The sequence below is a fragment of the Achromobacter sp. ES-001 genome (assembly GCF_019448355.1).
GTDB lineage: Bacteria > Pseudomonadota > Gammaproteobacteria > Burkholderiales > Burkholderiaceae_B > Achromobacter > Achromobacter spanius_B.
Map to the genome: position 1 here is coordinate 2,765,937 of NZ_CP079940.1, position 14,584 is coordinate 2,780,520.

The following is a 14,584-nucleotide window of genomic DNA, read 5'->3' on the forward strand; positions in this document are numbered from 1 at the left end:
CGTGCATTGCCATGCCCATGCTTTGCCGTGCATTGCCATGCCCATGCCTTGCCGACCCTTTGCCCGCGCTTACTCGCGCACCAGATACGCCTGCCCACCCGGCGCCAGATACGGCGTCAGGTCCTTGAACGGCACCGTGGCGTGCGTGCCCAGGCACACGCCCATCGCGTGGCCCACGCCGGATACCGACAAGGTCAGCACGCCCGGTGCCTCGGTTCCCAAGGCCAGGTAGCTGGGCCAGAGGTCCGAGCATTCCTTCAGCGAATCATCGTCACCGCCCTCGATCTTCATGTCGGCTTGCGGGGCGCGGGCCTTGTCGATTAACGCAAGCAGCGCGGGGCTGGCTTCGCGCCATCCGTTTTCGCCCGGCACGTACGCATCCAGCACGCGGTTCCAATCCAGGTATTTGCCTTGAAGCAGGTCGAACGTGTAGGGCTCGAAATGGTTGTTGGGGTGCGCGCCGCCGCAGTACAGGCTGCCGGATTCGGTCACGGTCATCAGCGCGGTGGATAGCCATTGCACGGTGATGGCTTCCTCGTCATAGCTGCCCAGCGTGCCGGCGGCCGGATTGTCGTTGGTGTAGGCAGACGCCTTGCAAGCCAGCGCCGCCAGGCTCATCTGCCAGTGGCGCTGTTCAAGCAGCGCGTTGACGCGGGCCATCACCCGAGGATCGGGGTGGCGGCTCAGGCGCGGGTAGCTGAACTGTGTGCGGGGGTCGCGCCACATGCGGTAGGCGACGGCGCCGGTGCCGCTGTCAGCGCCGACCGGCACGGCGTGGCCGGCCAGCTTCAAGGTCTCGTAGGGGGCGTTGTTGGCGTTGATGCTTACGCCGTGATCGATGCCGCTGCCCATGCCGCCGCTGATGGCATCGGTAACGGCCTGCCCGCTGCCCGGCGCCAGCGCGCGAGGGTCGTACCGCGCCACGCGGCGCAGCGCGAAGGCGCGTTGTTTGCCCGTGCGGGCATCGACCCAGTGGCCGCGATACCCGTCAGCGTCGCGGTGCCCTTGCCAGGTGGCGGCTGCGGCGGCCTTGGCGTCCGGGGCGATGCCCGCTTCCTGTAGTTCATAAAACAGCCGGGGTTCCGCCAGGGCTTCGGGCGTGCCTTGCAAGGGGATGTCGACGCCGTGCTTCGGATAGAAATACCGGCCCGTCACGGGGCTGCCGTCCGACCCTTGACCCTCCAATTCCATCACCACCTCACCCGCGCCTTCAAGCGTGCCGACGTAGACGGTGCGTAAGCGGGTTTCGGCGGGTGCGGCCGCCACGGCACCGGCCGCCGCGGCACCGGCCGCCTCAACGTAGAGGGGCGATGCGATCAGCGCCAGTGCGGCAAGCATCAGACGGACAAGCGGGATAGGGGACATGGCGCAGTGTGGAAGACGGATGACAACGGGATGATAGCGGCCCCGTTCAGTCCGGATCACCGGCAGTGTCAATATCGTCACTTGCCAATCGGTGTGACGCCAGCAAAAACCGGCCCGCCTGGGTGCGCGAGGTATGCGCACGGCGGCTGGCGGGCACGCCGACCGCCGCGACCGAACGCCTGTGCAAGCGCGCACTGCGGTCGGTCGGGCCGTAGCGGCTGCGTTCAAAGCTGGCTCATGCCGCCATCCACGATGATTTCGGTGCCCACGATAAACGCGGATTCCGGCGCCGCCAGATGCAATACGGTCGAAGCCAGTTCCTGCGGTGTGCCGAAGCGGCCCAGCGGGATCTGCGCCTGGATGCCGGCGGCCGTTTTTTCCAGGGTGGCTGCGTCCAGGCCCAGCTTGCCGTAGATGGGGGTCGCGATCGGGCCGGGGCTGACCACGTTCACGCGGATGCCTCGGGGCAGCAGCTCGGCCGACAGCGTCTTGGCCAGCGAGATCAGCGCGGCCTTGCTGGCGGCGTAGATACTGGAGGCCGGCATGCCGATGTGGGCGTTGATCGAGCCGTTCAGCACGATGGACGCGCCCGGGTTCAACAGCGGGTCCAAGGCCTGTAGCTGAAAGAACACGCCCTTGATGTTGGTGTTGAAAGTTTGGTCCCACAGGTCTTCGGTGGCCTCGGCCAAGGTCGCAAACTTGGCGATGCCCGCATTGACGAAAACGGCGTCCAGCCGCACGTCCGCGTCTTTCAGTGCCTGGGCCAGCGCAGCCGAGGCGCCCGGCGCGCCGGCCACATTGCGGATGGCCAGCGTGTTGCCGCCCAGCGTGGCCCGCGCGGTTTGCAGCGCGGTTTCGTCGCGGCCCGTGACGATGACGCGGGCGCCTTCGGCTGCAAACGCTTGCGCTGCCGCCAGGCCGATGCCGCTGGTGCCGCCGGTGACCAATACGGTCTTGTGTTCAAAACGGTTCATGGTGATCTCCTTGGGAGTCGTTCGATAAGGTGTAGCCATGGTGCGCCTGGGGCGGCGCTTTGTCGTACCATCTTTCGAACGAACACGTTCGAAGGAATTGCACATGTTGACGGCTCACGAACTGGCGCTGCTGGAAGCCATCCGGGACAGCGGCAGCCTGTCTCGCGCGGCGGTAAAGCTTGGCCGAGCGCCATCGTCCGTGTCGCACGCGGCCCGCCAACTGGAAGAACGCTTTGACGCGCTGCTGTTCGACCGCCGCCGCTACCGGCTGCAACTGACGCCCGCCGGGCAGCTGCTGGCGGACGAAGCCGCGCGGCTGATGCTGGACGTGTCCCGGCTGACGCAACGCGTCAAGCAGGTAGCCAGCGGTTGGGAAGATCGGCTGCATATCGTCAGCGACGAGATCCTGGAATTTGAATTGATGTCGCCGTTGATACATGCGTTTGATCGCCTGGATTCCGGGGTGAGCCTGCGCTTGACGCATGAGGTGCTGGGCGGCACGTGGGAGGCGCTGCGTGAAGGCCGGGCCGACCTGATTGTGGGAGCGACGAACGAGCCCCAAGCTATGCCGAATCTTCAGTGGGCGCAATTGGGGGCAATGGAATGGTTGTTCGCGGTGGCGCCGCGCCATCCCCTGGCCAAGCTGAAAACGCCCTTGCGGCAAGACCAGATTCAGCAGTACCGCGCGGTGGTGGTGGCGGACACGTCGCGCGGGGCGGCGGCGCGCGGCTATGGCCGGGTCAGGGGTCAGCCGGTGCTGGCCGTGCCCAGCATGCGCGCAAAAATCCTGGCGCAGCGCGACGGCCTGGGCATAGGCTGGGTGCCGCGCCACCGTGTGGCGTCGTTGCTGGCGCGTGGGGAATTATTGGAAATGGCCACCGAGACACCGCGTGAACCGAACATGCTGTACCTGGCATGGCGCGGCGGTCACGAGGGCCGCGCGTTGAAATGGTGGCTGGAGCAACTGCGCCAGCCCACCATGGCGGCGGCGCTGATGCGGGGCGTGGATGCGTTTCGCTGATGTGCGAGTCCTGGCCTGTTAATCCGGCACATCACAAGGCACATCACAAGGCACATCACAAGGCACATCGCGCTGGCATGACACGGCGCGCCACATCGTCCGTCAAACTGCGCGGGCGATGCCTTCGGCCGCCAGCGCCGCCTGCACACTCGGCCGCATTTCAATGCGCGCCATATAGTCAGCCAGCGCGGGTCGGCCCGCCAGATCGATGTCAAAAAACCGGGCCCATCGCAGCACGGCATACAGGTAAGCGTCGGCCACGCCAAAGCGGTCGCCAAGCAGGAAGGGCACAGATTGCAAAACGCCCGCCAGATAATCCAGCCGCTTTTCCACCCGGGCCTGCCACCACTGGCGCGCCTCGGCGGGCAGGGCCCGGTTGAACAGCGGGCCAAAGCCGCCATGGATCTCGGTGCTGATGAAGTTAAGCCATTCCTGCAAGCGGCTGCGGTCCCAGGTGCCGTTGGGCGGCGCCAGCCCGGCTTGCGGGTTCAGGTCGGCCAGATATTGCACGATGGCGGGTCCTTCGGTCAGCACTTGCCCGTCGTCCCGTTGCAGCGCGGCAACGTAGCCCTTCGGGTTGATCGCCAGGAAGTCGTCGCCGTACTCGGTGCGCTTGGTTTGGTTGTTCACCCGCACCAGGGTAAAGGGCAGATCCAGCTCGCGCAGCACGATGTGCGGCGACAGCGAGCAGGTGTCGGGGGCGTAGTACAGCTTCATCGGTCGGTCCTTCGGTTCAGCAAGAAGGGCAAGCATGAGGCCGCGCCAGGCATGCGTAAAATTACTTCTTCAAAAATGTGGAATAAGCAGAGCTGATGCCATGATGAACCTGATGCACTGGCGGCTGGTGTTGGCCGTGGTGGACGCCGGCAACATCACGCACGCGGCGGCCGACGTGGGCATGACCCAGTCCGGCGCCAGCCAGGCCATCGCCAACTTGGAAGACATGCTGGGTGCGCCGCTGTTCACGCGCAACCGTCGGCAGACGCTGCCCACGGCATTGGGCCTGCGGGTGGCGGACGAGGCGCGGACCATGCTGGATGCGCTGGGGCGCATTCAAAATATGGCGCAAGACGCGTGCGGCACGGCGCGCGGCACCTTGCGCCTGGCCAGTTTTCCGATGGTGTTTTCCACCATCCTGCCGCCGGTGCTGCGGCGTTTTCGGCAGCAGCATCCGGGCATCGACGTGGTGTCGCTTGAAGCCTCGGATGACGAAGTCGAAGCCCTGCTGGCAGCGGGCACCGTGGATGCGGGCGTGGTGCTGAACGCCGCGCCCGGGCGGCACGTGTGTCCGCTTGGCCAAGACGAATGGATGGCGGTGCTGCCCGCCGCGCATCCGTTGGCCCGCGCGGGTAACGCCGTCGACCTGGCGGCGCTGGCGGCGCAGCCTTTCGTGTTGGCCACGGGTGGATGCAGCGTGCACGCGCAGAGCGTGGCGCAGGACGCCGGGCTTGCCATCGATGACGTGCGCGCCACGGTGCGCGACTGGAGCAGCGCCTTTGCGCTGGTGCGTGAAGGCGTGGGCGTGGCGCTGGTGCCCGCGCTGACCTTGCCTGAAAACCGTCGCGGCCTGCGCGTGCTGCGGCTGGCGCAGCCCTTGTACCGGTCGTTCGGGCTGGCGGCATCGGCGCAAGCGGCCGACAGCGCGCCGGTTCAGGCCTTGTTTGCAATGTTGCGATCCCAACAGGAGGACCGGCGCGCGCCTGCGCCTTTGTCCGCGCCTTTACTCGCGCCTGTGCCCACGCCTTTGCCCTGAGGCCTTTTCCTGATGATCGTGGTCGTCATGCGTGCCGAATTTGCCACATGTATACGGCGCGCCGATGCGTGTTTGCCTTTAAGCTCCGACGGATAAGCGGATCGCCACCAACGTCAATGCGCCAAACTCGATGCACCAAACACAACAGTCCCAAGGACGGATATGGAAGAGACAACAACAAACGCGGCCATGAACTGGCCGCAACTGGTGGACGACCTGAACAAGCTGCTGCGCTTGAAGACCACCGTCATCGGCATGAAGCTGTTCGAAGAAGAGGCCGACATGGCCGGTATCAAGGGATTGCGCCGGCCGCAAGCCACGCACACCACGGATCAAATCGTGGGCATGGCCGCGCGGCTGGGGTGGACGGTGGGCATCACCGGCAACGATCTGGTCGGCGCGCAATGCCGCGCCGTGATCGGGCTGGGGCCACAAGACGAAGACTGGAAAAGCGGCAAGGATTACGTGGGCGTGTGGCACGCCACCGAAGCCGATGCGCGGGCACGCCAGGAAGCCTTGTCCTGTGTGCCGGCGGGCAAGTATCGCGGGCTGGTGGTGTCGCCACTGGCGTCGGGCCGGCTCAACCCGCCCGACATCTGCCTGATCTACGCCACGCCAGGGCAGATGATCATTCTTATCAACGGCTTGCAGTGGAAGAACTACCGGCGCTTTGACTGGAGCGTGGTGGGCGAGACCGCCTGTGCCGACTCCTGGGGCCGGGCGCTGGCCACGGGTGAACCCAGCTTGTCCTTGCCCTGTTTTGCGGAACGCCGCTACGGCGGCGTGCCCGACGAAGAGATGCTGATGGCGCTGCCGCCGCGCTACCTGCCCATTGCCATCGAAGGCATGAAGGCACTGGCCGCCAACGGCTTGCGCTATCCGATTGCGCCGTATGGCATCCAGAACGACGTGCGGGCCGGCATGGGCGTCAGCTACGCACAGCCGCCCGCGCGCGGCGCTTAGAGGGGGTGGTGCAGCGCATCGGCAAAGGCGCGGGCGGCGGGCCCCAACGGCATGTCGATGCGGTGCGCCAGGTACGTCTCGGTTTCAACCTGGCTGCCGCGTCCCAGGCTGTGCGTGGGCAGGCGCACCAGCCGGCCTTCGGCCAGGTCGCGCTCTACCTGCCACAGCGGCAGACGGCCCCAGCCCAGGCCCGACAAGATCAGTGCGTGTTTGGTGTCCTGGCCGCTGACGCGGCAGGTCTGCGGCGACAGCACGGCAAAGTCGCGTCCTTCACTTAAGCCGGACGAGTCGGATTGCACGATCTGCAAGTGGTCGGCCAATTCCGGGGCGCCCAGCATGGCGTTGCCCGCCGGGTTGCTAGCCGGGTTGCCGCTCGGGTTGCTAGCCAGGTTGCTAGCCAAGTCGCCGGCTGCGTCGCCGGCTGCGTCGCCCGCCGCGTTGCCCATCGCGTTGCCCATCCGGTAGCCCACCACTTTGCGCGCCAAAGGATGGCCGGCGCCGACCACCGCCACCATCTGCACCGACGACAAGGCCTGCACGGCGATCCGTGGATGGCGGAAGTGCTCGCCCGCAATGATCCCAAGCGTATGGTTGCCCGACAGCAGCGCGTCGATGGGACCACCCAGCGGCAAGACCGCCACGCGCGTGGCCACTGTGGGATAGGTGGCGCGCATGGCCTTCAGCGCCGCGCCCACGTCGGCAATGGGAAACAAGGTGTCCACGACCAGTGACAGTTCCAGTTCGACCCCCGTGCCCATACCCTGAGCACGAGCGCGCATGGCGTCCACCCGCAGCAGGATGTCGCGCGCGTTGGCCAGCAGCGCCTGGCCTTGGGGCGTCATCACGGGGCGATGGCCGGCGCGGTCGAACAACGTCACGCCCAATTGCTGTTCCATATTCGCAATGGCGTGGCTGACCGCCGACTGCACGCGGGACAGGCTGCGCGCGGCCGCGCGAAAGCTGCCGGCATCGGCCACGGCGACGAACACACGCAATTGGTCCAGGGTCAGGGCATCTATCATCGGGCGGGCCGGTGGCCGGTTCGGTTCGGTTCGCTTCAGTCCGGTTAAATCGGGCAGCTTGATCTATTCGGTCGATCATTCTCATCGAAAAATAATCACTTCTCAAGATCGTGCGGGGCGGGCATGCTGGCGCCTTCGCATGGGTAATGAGGCAGGCATGAGCCAGGTTGAAACCCGTTGGGCCGGCGTGGGGGCCATTGTGGGCGCGGGCGTGGTGGCGTCGCTACAGGTGGGCAAGGTCATCATTGCCGCGCCGCTGTTGCGCCAGGACATGGGCCTGGATCTGGCGTCGATCGGCACGCTGACCGCCGTGTTTTCCCTATTAGGCGTCGTGGGAGGCATCGCCGCCGGCGGCGTGATCGCGCGTTTCGGCGCGCGCCGCATGCTGCTGCTGGGCTTGTTGGCCACGGCGCTGGGCACGGCCATGGGCGCCATCGCGCCCAGCTACGCGCTATTGCTGGCGTCCCGCGTGGTCGAAGGCCTGGGTTTTCTGATGATTACCGTGGCCGGCCCGGCCGCCTTGCAGCGCCTGGTGTCGGCGTCCGGTCGGGATTTTGCCTTTGCTCTCTGGAGCTGCTACATGCCCACCGGCATGGCCATTGCCATGCTGGCCTCGCAGGCGTTCGAGCACTGGCAGGCAGTTTGGTGGTGCGCGGGCGCGGCAGTGATCGTGTCGCTGGCCAGCGTGGCCGCGCTGCTGCCGGCTGGGCAAGCTGCCGCCCCCGCGCCCTTGTCCTGGCGCGGCATGCGGCAGGATACCGTTGATACGCTGAGCGCGGCCGGGCCGGTGCTGCTGGCCTTGTCGTTCACGCTCTACAGCCTGATGTTCTTCGCACTGTTCACCTTCCTGCCGGTGCTGCTGATGGATCAGCTTGGCCTGACGCTGGCCCAGGCAGGCCTGTACAGCGCCATCGCCAGCGCCGCCAACATCGTCGGCAACCTGGGCGCGGGCGTGCTGCTGGCGCGCGGCTGGCGGCGATCCACCTTGATTGCCTGCGCCAGCGTGACGATGGGCGTGGTGGCGCTATTGATTTTCCGTTCCGTGCTGCCGGCCATGCCGACCTTTCTGCTGTGCGTACTGTTCTCGGCAGTCGGTGGCCTGATCCCCGCCACCTTGCTGGGCACCGCGCCGCTGGTCGCGCCGCGTCCGGCGTTGACGGCGGCGTCGGTCGGGCTGGTGATGCAGGGAAGCAACCTGGGGCAGGTGATCGGGCCGGTCACCGTGGGCGGCGTGATCGACCGCTACGGATGGAGCGCGGCGTCGACCATCGTGCTGGCGGCGGGCCTGGGCGGCGTGTTGATCGCGGCCGTGTTGCGGCGCGTGCGTGCGGCACGCTTGTAGGGGCCTATCAAAGGCCATCCCGTGCAGGCTACGTTTTGCATGCTGAAGCTGATGCTGAGCGACTTGTGCGCGTGCAGAACCCGCTATAGCGCCACGGGGACCGGCACCGGCTTGACGCGCACCGCGCGCAACACGCCCACGATCAGGCACGCGATGCCCACCATTGTCAGCGGCTGCGGCATCGTGCCGCGCAGGATGAAGGCGTACGCCAGCGCGGCCAGCGTTTCGAAGACGATGAGCTGGCCGGCCAGCGCGGTGGGCAAGCGCTGGCTGGCTTCGTTCCAGCACAGCGTGCCCAGCCAGGAGGCGAACAGCCCGATGGCAATCATCAAGCCCAGGAAGCGTTCCGGGTTGGGACCCAGCGGCATGTCAAAGCCGCTATCGGCGGCGGCCATGCCGATCCACAGCAGCCCGTAGCCCGCCAGCGCCAGCGGCAACGTCGCCAGCCCTTGCGCGGTGGCCCAGGTGCTGGGGCTGCGGTCTGGGTGCGCCCGCAGCCAGTCGGCATTGCGCAGCGGATACCAGGTCCAGCAGGCGACGGCCACCAGCGCCAACAGGGCGCCCACTGCGTAGCGCGACAAGTCGGCATCCGCGTCCTGGCGCAACGCTTGCAGCTCTACCTGGTTGACGCAGCCGATGCCGAACGCGATCAAGGCCAGCGAGGGGGCCAGCCGCTTCCACGGCAGTTTGCCGTCGCGGCGCGCGTTACGCAGGTTGGCGCACACGGCAATCACGACCGGCAGCGTGCCGATGATCATCGTGGGCACGGGGCCGCCCGCGCGTTGGATGGCGCTGGCCAGGCACAGGTAGTACAGCAGGTTGCCGATGGCGGCCAGTTTCAGCGCCTCCATCCAGTCGGCACGGCGCAGTTGCCGCAGCCGGTTGTGGTCCAGCCATGCCAGCGGCAGCGCAATCAGGCCAAAGGCCAGGTAGCGCGCCACCGATTGCAGCGCGGCCGGATATTCCGGCAGCAACAATGGCCCCACGAATACCAGCCCCCACATCAAGCCCGCGGCCAGCGCGTAAAGGGTTCCTGCCCACATGCCTAGCTCTCCTGCGTATCGATGGGGCAGTCTAGCCAGGGCGGGCCGGCAAATCTTGTACCAGATTGCGGTGCGGCCGGCGCGTGCGCACAGCCGCTGGGCGCTTGGCGCTTGCGGTGGGCCCTTATCCTGTTGGGGTTTCGAACGTGGGCGCGCGCCTGCCTATCGGCGCACCTGCTTCTGATAGCGGGCGGGCGTCACGCCGTAGCGGCGTGAAAATGACCGTGTCAAATGCGCCTGGTCGGTCAGACCCGCTGCCAGCGCCACCTGCGCCGGCGCAATGCCGTGGGCCAACAGGCGCTTGGCTTCGAACAGCCGCAGTGCCATCAGCATTTGCTGCGGCGTGGCGTGATAGTGCGACTGAAAGCGTCGCAGGAAATGAAAGGGGCTGAGTCCGGCCACCGCCGCCAGCTCGTCCAGCGTCAAGCGGCGCGACAGGTTTGCCCGCAGATAGTCGATGACGGGCGTGAAACGGGGCGCGCCCTCGGTCGGTGCGTTATTCGGCACCCGGGCGTGACGGCGGAATTCATGGACCAGCGTATACAGCGCGCTGTCGAAAGCCAGCGGTTCATGTGCCAGCCATAAGCGGTCGAGCAGGGCGGTGACGCGCTGCGCGCTGGCCGCGTCATGGCCGACGGCCGTGTTGAACCACCAGCCGCTTTCGCCAGATACCCGCGCCACCACGTCGGGGTCGATGTACGCCATGCGGTAGCGCCAGCCGCCCACCGTTTCGGCGCGGCCGGTGTGCAGTTCGTCGGGGTTCATCAGCACGACCGAGCCCGAAGGCGCCAGGTGGTCCGCACCGCGATACCGGAAGCGTTCGACGCCGGATTCGATGGCGCCCAGTCCATAGGCTTCGTGCGTGTGGGGTTCGAAGGCGTGGCGGATGATGTGCGCGCGGTACAGCTCCACGCCGGGCTGATGCGCGGCGCGGCGGAATTCGGCGCGGTCATTGGGATGATCGAACGCCGCCGGCACGCCCGTCAGCGCGGGGGCGTCGGGGGTGGGGGAAGACGGGGAGGCGGCGAGCGGGGAAGCCATGGTTCGGATTTAAGCACGGTCCGGAATCGGTGGATGCGTCGGCGTGTATGGAGCCAATGCAGGCCCCGGGCCAAGGGGAAGTCGGAGCCGGAGCCGGAGCCAGAGCCGTAGCCGAAGTCGAAGCTGTAGCCGAAGTCGAAGTCGAAGTCGAAGCTGTAGCCGTAGTCGAAGCCGGAGCCAAAGTCGAAGCCGTAGCCGTAGCCGTAGCCGAAGTCGAAGCCAAAGTCGAAGCCGGAGCCGGAGCCGGAGCCGGAGCCGAAGCCAAAGTCGAAGCCAAAGTCGAAGCCGGAGCCGAAGCCAAAGTCGAAGCCGAAGCCGAAGCCGAAGCCGAAGCCGAAGCCCGAGCCAAAGTCGAAGACAAAGCGGCTATTCCCGCATCGCTTTCGCTCGCCCCTGCAACAGTTCGCGTTCGCGAGCGTTGCGCGTCATACCGGCCGCGCGCTCGAATTGTTCGTGCGCTTCGGCGATGCGGCCTAATTTGGCCAGCAGGTCGCCGCGCACGCTGGGCAGCCAGTGGTAGTTGGCCAGCGCGGGCTCGTCGGCCAGCGCGTCGACCAAATCCAGCGCCGCTTGTGGCCCGAACGCCATGCCCACGGCCACGGCGCGGTTCAGCGCGACCACGGGCGAGGGCACCAACTGCACCAGCGCGTCGTACAGCGCAACGATGCGCGGCCAGTCGGTGTCGCCGGGCGTTGCCGCGCGCGCGTGGCAGGCGGCAAGTTCGGCTTGCAGGACATAAGGGCCGGGCGGCCCGCCCAGCGCGGCGGCGCGGGCCAGGGCGGCCAGCCCGCGCCGGATCAGCAAGGGGTCCCAGCGGGCGCGGTCCTGGTCCATCAGCAGGACGGGCCGGCCCTGGGCGTCCGTGCGCGCGTGCAGGCGCGAGGCTTGCAGTTCCATCAACGCCGCCAACCCGTGCACCTCGGCCTCGTCCGGGCTCAGTTCGGCCAGGATGCGCCCCAATCGCAGCGCCTCGTCGCACAGCGCCGGGCGCATCCAGTGGTCGCCGGACGTGGCCGAATAGCCTTCATTGAAGATCAGGTATATGACTTCCAGCACAGAGGCCAGGCGCGCCCCGCGGTCTTGCGCGGCGGGGACTTCAAACGGCACGTTGGCCGCGGTCAGGTTGCGCTTGGCGCGCACGATGCGCTGCGCAATGGTGGATTCCGACGCCAGGAACGCGCGGGCGATCTCGGCGGTGGACAGCCCGCCCAACAGCCGCAACGTCAATGCCACGCGCGCGTCGGTGGACAGCACCGGGTGGCAGGCGGTGAACAGCAGGCGCAGCAGGTCGTCGCCGATATCGTCCTGGCGCGCGGCGTCCAGCGCATCGACAAAGTCGGGCTCCACGTCCGCCTGCAAGGCTTCAAGTTCGTGGCCGATCTGCTCGTGCTTGCGGGTGTGCAGCGCGTCCAGCCGCAAGCGGTCGCGGGCGCGGTTTTTTGCGGTCGTCATCAGCCAGGCTCCCGGGTTGTCCGGCACGCCGGTGTCGGGCCAGCGTTCCAGGGCGGCCACCAGCGCATCCTGCGCCAGTTCTTCGGCCACCCCGACGTCGCGCACCAGCCGAGCGACGCCGGCGATGACGCTGGCGGCCTCGATCCGCCAGACCGCCTCGATAGCGCGATGCGTGGCCGCTTGTGTCATGCCTGTCCGGTCTGATCGGGTTTGTCGGCTTTGTCGGTTTGGCCGGTTTGCTCGACGTGGCCGGGCTCCATGTAGACCAGCTCCCAGATATGGCCGTCCAGGTCCTCGAAGCCGTGCCCGTACATGAAGCCGTGGTCCTGCGGTTCGCGCGGCGCGGTGCCACCAGCCGCCACGGCGCGGGCCACCAGGTCATCAACTTCGGCGCGGCTGTCGCAAGACAGGCAGAGCAGCACTTCCGTTGACTGGGTGGCGTCCACCAACGGCTTGCTGGTGAAGCCCTTGAAGAAATCGCGCGTCAGCAACATGGCGTAGATGTCGTCGCTGATGACCATGCAGGCGCCCTGGTCGTTGGTGAACTGCGGATTGAAGCTAAAGCCCAGTTGCTTGAAAAAGGCTTGCGATTTCTGCATGTCGCCGATGGCGAGGTTGACGAATATCTTCTTGGGCATGGGGGGTCTCCGGGAAGGGGCGGTGGGATCAAAGGCGGGGTCAGCGGGTGGGGCCGGTCAAGTCACGAAAGCGTTCCACTTCCTTGCTGGGTTCGAATTCCTCCAGCTCAAAAAGTTGGCGCACTTCAATCTCGCAGGGCTGGCCGGGAAAGGGCTGCGGAAAGCGCAGCGCCCATTGCATCGCTTCCTCGCGCGAGCGCACTTGAATCAGGGTGTAGCCGGCAATCAATTCCTTGGTTTCCGCAAACGGCCCGTCGATGACCTGGCGCTGGCCGTCCGAGTACTGTACGCGCCAACCTTTGGACGTGGGGTGCAGGCCGTTGGCATCGAGCAGCACGCCGGCCTTGGCCAAGGCTTCGTGGTACGCCAGCATCGAGGCCAGCAGGCTTTCGTCGGGCATCATGCCGGTTTCGCTGTCGGGCGTTGCCCGGACGAGGATCATGAAACGCATGGGTCTCTCCTTGATGGGGTGGGTATCAAGACGACGAACGGCGTTCCTTCAAATCGACATCGATCGACATCAATCCGCAAATATTCGGGTAACTACCAGGATCAACAGCTTGTTACCAAGGTGCAGCCCTGGTTGCAGCCTGTCCCCATACACTGCCAGCGTTTCAAACCCCTTGCCCTGAATATCGACATGAGAATGCTCTGTAGTTTTGCCTTGCTGGTTTCGCTGCTGTCCGGCTGCGCCGTTTACACCCCCAGTGGGTCCGTGGTGGTTGATCCGCATGACGGGGGCGGCCGGGGCGGCTTCTGTCCGCCGGGGCAAGCCAAGAAAGGCAACTGCTGACGCGCTACGACTGCCAGGGATCGATCACTGAAACGCCCGCCGCCGTAAAAGGCGCCACGTCCCGCGTGGCGACGCTCATGCCGTGCGCAGCGGCGGTGGCGGCGATGTATCCATCCGCCGCGGCAATTGCCTGACCCGAGGCTCGCGCACGCGCCATTAAAGCCGCATATTGCTGGCTTGCGGCGGTGTCGAAAGACAGCACGCGCCCGGCAAATAACGCCAGCACTTGTTGTTCCAAACTGTCTTGCAAGACGTTGCGGCGTTTGCCGGCAGCCATGCAGGCCACGCCAAAGCGCAATTCGGCAACCGTGACCGCCGATAGAAACAGGGTTTCCAGCGGCTGCCTGTCGATCCAGGCAATGACGGCATCGGATGGCGCCTGGCGCAGCGGCTCGGAGATGACGTTGGTATCCAGCAGAATCATTCGAACCTCGGCGGCGCGGCAGGCGTTTTGTCGCGTTGGTCGAACAGGGCGGCTTCCTGATCGGTCAGTTTGGCTTGGTTGCCGATACGCGCAAGCAACGAACCCAGCTTGACCCGACCTTCGGGCTTGACGGCATCTTCCAGAATGGCGCGCACCTCGGCTTCCGTGCTGCGGCCATGCTGGGCCGCCCGCACGCGCAGCGCGCGGTGCACTTCGTCGGAGATATTCCTGACAGTCAACATAGGCATGATGCGTTACGTCCATATGCATTCGATGCATGCAGTTTATGTAAGTGCAGTCATTCGTGCAAATGGTGGGGGTGTCGTAATGACGACACTGCGTGTTCACATGAAACACGGCCCAAGCTCCCGGACTTCCACCGTGGCCCATTCGGCCGCCGGGCACTCGGCCGCCAGGGCCAACGCTTCTTCGCGCGTGTCCACGGTCAGCAGGAAGAAGCCGCCGATCATTTCTTTGGCTTCGGCAAACGGGCCGTCCATCAAGGAACGCTCGCCGTTGCGGACCTGTAGCCGGACGCTTTCGGATTCTGACTTCAGCGATTCGGCGCTGACCAGCAGGCCCCGGCCTTTCAGGTCTTCGGCGTAGCGCACCATTTGCGCGTAGGCCTCGCGGCCTTCGTCGGGCGTGCGCTGGGCGCGTTGGCCCACGGGTTCGACGATCAGCAACATATAGGACATGGTTTTTCCCGGTTCTGGCCGACAGGCCGATGGGGCGAGCTTAACGCCGCCGCGC

General features: G+C 66.3%; 16 protein-coding genes. 4 read left to right on the forward strand and 12 right to left on the reverse strand.

Annotated elements, in window-relative coordinates; translation table 11 throughout:
• Positions 1-69: 69 nt before the first annotated feature.
• Both KYT87_RS12535 and KYT87_RS12540 read right to left on the reverse strand, forming a co-directional pair.
• Positions 70-1,365: a hypothetical protein gene (locus KYT87_RS12535; RefSeq protein WP_219992368.1), complete on the reverse strand. Its 1,296-nt coding sequence runs from the start codon at positions 1,363-1,365 to the stop codon at positions 70-72.
• A gap of 224 nt (positions 1,366-1,589) precedes the next feature.
• Positions 1,590-2,339, reverse strand: a complete 750-nt coding sequence (locus KYT87_RS12540) for an SDR family oxidoreductase (protein ID WP_219992369.1) — start codon at positions 2,337-2,339, stop codon at positions 1,590-1,592.
• 103 nt (positions 2,340-2,442) lie between these two features.
• Between KYT87_RS12540 and KYT87_RS12545 the strand changes: the two genes are divergently transcribed.
• Complete coding sequence (locus tag KYT87_RS12545; RefSeq protein ID WP_219992370.1) at positions 2,443-3,360, forward strand: LysR family transcriptional regulator; 918 nt, start codon at positions 2,443-2,445, stop codon at positions 3,358-3,360.
• Between the two features lie 102 nt (positions 3,361-3,462).
• Here KYT87_RS12545 and gstA read toward each other — a convergent pair whose 3' ends face one another.
• A complete protein-coding gene (gstA, locus tag KYT87_RS12550; RefSeq protein ID WP_219992655.1) occupies positions 3,463-4,077 on the reverse strand; it encodes a glutathione transferase GstA in 615 nt (204 codons plus the stop codon).
• Between the two features lie 100 nt (positions 4,078-4,177).
• Between gstA and KYT87_RS12555 the strand changes: the two genes are divergently transcribed.
• Both KYT87_RS12555 and KYT87_RS12560 read left to right on the forward strand, forming a co-directional pair.
• Entirely contained in the window at positions 4,178-5,113 is a 936-nt protein-coding gene (locus KYT87_RS12555; RefSeq protein WP_219992371.1) for a LysR family transcriptional regulator, read from the forward strand.
• Between the two features lie 162 nt (positions 5,114-5,275).
• Positions 5,276-6,076, forward strand: a complete 801-nt coding sequence (locus KYT87_RS12560) for a DUF169 domain-containing protein (RefSeq protein WP_219992372.1) — start codon at positions 5,276-5,278, stop codon at positions 6,074-6,076.
• Here KYT87_RS12560 and KYT87_RS12565 read toward each other — a convergent pair.
• Positions 6,073-7,098 (reverse strand): LysR family transcriptional regulator, encoded by a 1,026-nt coding sequence (locus KYT87_RS12565; RefSeq protein WP_219992373.1) that lies wholly within the window; start codon positions 7,096-7,098, stop codon positions 6,073-6,075. The genes KYT87_RS12560 and KYT87_RS12565 overlap by 4 nt on opposite strands.
• Positions 7,099-7,255: 157 nt before the next feature.
• On the opposite strand from KYT87_RS12565, the gene KYT87_RS12570 reads away from it, so the two are divergent.
• On the forward strand, positions 7,256-8,440 hold the full coding sequence (locus KYT87_RS12570; protein ID WP_219992374.1) for a CynX/NimT family MFS transporter: 1,185 nt from the start codon (positions 7,256-7,258) through the stop codon (positions 8,438-8,440).
• Between the two features lie 83 nt (positions 8,441-8,523).
• Here the strand turns inward: KYT87_RS12570 and KYT87_RS12575 are convergent, their stop codons facing one another.
• The 8 genes from KYT87_RS12575 to KYT87_RS12610 all read right to left on the reverse strand — a co-directional run bounded on the left by KYT87_RS12575 (position 8,524) and on the right by KYT87_RS12610 (position 14,529).
• Positions 8,524-9,483, reverse strand: a complete 960-nt coding sequence (locus KYT87_RS12575; RefSeq protein WP_219992375.1) for a DMT family transporter — start codon at positions 9,481-9,483, stop codon at positions 8,524-8,526.
• A gap of 162 nt (positions 9,484-9,645) precedes the next feature.
• A complete protein-coding gene (locus KYT87_RS12580) occupies positions 9,646-10,524 on the reverse strand; it encodes an AraC family transcriptional regulator (protein WP_255594090.1) in 879 nt (292 codons plus the stop codon).
• 366 nt (positions 10,525-10,890) lie between these two features.
• Positions 10,891-12,165, reverse strand: a complete 1,275-nt coding sequence (locus KYT87_RS12585; protein ID WP_219992376.1) for an RNA polymerase sigma factor — start codon at positions 12,163-12,165, stop codon at positions 10,891-10,893.
• Entirely contained in the window at positions 12,162-12,614 is a 453-nt protein-coding gene (locus KYT87_RS12590) for a VOC family protein (protein ID WP_255594091.1), read from the reverse strand. The genes KYT87_RS12585 and KYT87_RS12590 overlap by 4 nt, the downstream gene beginning before the upstream one ends.
• A 40-nt stretch (positions 12,615-12,654) precedes the next feature.
• Positions 12,655-13,065 carry a YciI family protein gene (locus KYT87_RS12595; protein WP_219992377.1) on the reverse strand — a complete coding sequence of 137 codons (411 nt, stop codon included), beginning with the start codon at positions 13,063-13,065 and terminating at the stop codon, positions 12,655-12,657.
• A 346-nt stretch (positions 13,066-13,411) separates the two neighbouring features.
• Positions 13,412-13,831: a type II toxin-antitoxin system VapC family toxin gene (locus tag KYT87_RS12600; protein ID WP_219992378.1), complete on the reverse strand. Its 420-nt coding sequence runs from the start codon at positions 13,829-13,831 to the stop codon at positions 13,412-13,414.
• Positions 13,828-14,079 (reverse strand): Arc family DNA-binding protein, encoded by a 252-nt coding sequence (locus KYT87_RS12605; protein ID WP_046807503.1) that lies wholly within the window; start codon positions 14,077-14,079, stop codon positions 13,828-13,830. Before KYT87_RS12605 ends, KYT87_RS12600 begins: the two co-directional genes overlap by 4 nt.
• Positions 14,080-14,175: 96 nt before the next feature.
• Positions 14,176-14,529: a YciI family protein gene (locus KYT87_RS12610; protein WP_120155297.1), complete on the reverse strand. Its 354-nt coding sequence runs from the start codon at positions 14,527-14,529 to the stop codon at positions 14,176-14,178.
• Between the last annotated feature and the right edge of the window lie 55 nt (positions 14,530-14,584).

Excerpts from the sequence above, each read along its gene's own strand:
- KYT87_RS12570 (WP_219992374.1), top strand. The coding sequence starts at position 7,256 with ATGAGCCAGGTTGAAACCCGTTGGGCCGGCGTGGGGGCCATTGTGGGC.
- KYT87_RS12580 (WP_255594090.1), bottom strand. The coding sequence starts at position 10,524 with ATGGCTTCCCCGCTCGCCGCCTCCCCGTCTTCCCCCACCCCCGACGCC.
- KYT87_RS12575 (WP_219992375.1), bottom strand. The coding sequence starts at position 9,483 with ATGTGGGCAGGAACCCTTTACGCGCTGGCCGCGGGCTTGATGTGGGGG.
- KYT87_RS12605 (WP_046807503.1), bottom strand. The coding sequence starts at position 14,079 with ATGCCTATGTTGACTGTCAGGAATATCTCCGACGAAGTGCACCGCGCG.
- KYT87_RS12565 (WP_219992373.1), bottom strand. The coding sequence starts at position 7,098 with ATGATAGATGCCCTGACCCTGGACCAATTGCGTGTGTTCGTCGCCGTG.
- KYT87_RS12610 (WP_120155297.1), bottom strand. The coding sequence starts at position 14,529 with ATGTCCTATATGTTGCTGATCGTCGAACCCGTGGGCCAACGCGCCCAG.
- KYT87_RS12590 (WP_255594091.1), bottom strand. The coding sequence starts at position 12,614 with ATGCCCAAGAAGATATTCGTCAACCTCGCCATCGGCGACATGCAGAAA.
- KYT87_RS12535 (WP_219992368.1), bottom strand. The coding sequence starts at position 1,365 with ATGTCCCCTATCCCGCTTGTCCGTCTGATGCTTGCCGCACTGGCGCTG.
- KYT87_RS12585 (WP_219992376.1), bottom strand. The coding sequence starts at position 12,165 with ATGACACAAGCGGCCACGCATCGCGCTATCGAGGCGGTCTGGCGGATC.
- KYT87_RS12560 (WP_219992372.1), top strand. The coding sequence starts at position 5,276 with ATGGAAGAGACAACAACAAACGCGGCCATGAACTGGCCGCAACTGGTG.
- KYT87_RS12555 (WP_219992371.1), top strand. The coding sequence starts at position 4,178 with ATGATGAACCTGATGCACTGGCGGCTGGTGTTGGCCGTGGTGGACGCC.
- gstA (WP_219992655.1), bottom strand. The coding sequence starts at position 4,077 with ATGAAGCTGTACTACGCCCCCGACACCTGCTCGCTGTCGCCGCACATC.
- KYT87_RS12595 (WP_219992377.1), bottom strand. The coding sequence starts at position 13,065 with ATGCGTTTCATGATCCTCGTCCGGGCAACGCCCGACAGCGAAACCGGC.
- KYT87_RS12600 (WP_219992378.1), bottom strand. The coding sequence starts at position 13,831 with ATGATTCTGCTGGATACCAACGTCATCTCCGAGCCGCTGCGCCAGGCG.
- KYT87_RS12540 (WP_219992369.1), bottom strand. The coding sequence starts at position 2,339 with ATGAACCGTTTTGAACACAAGACCGTATTGGTCACCGGCGGCACCAGC.
- KYT87_RS12545 (WP_219992370.1), top strand. The coding sequence starts at position 2,443 with ATGTTGACGGCTCACGAACTGGCGCTGCTGGAAGCCATCCGGGACAGC.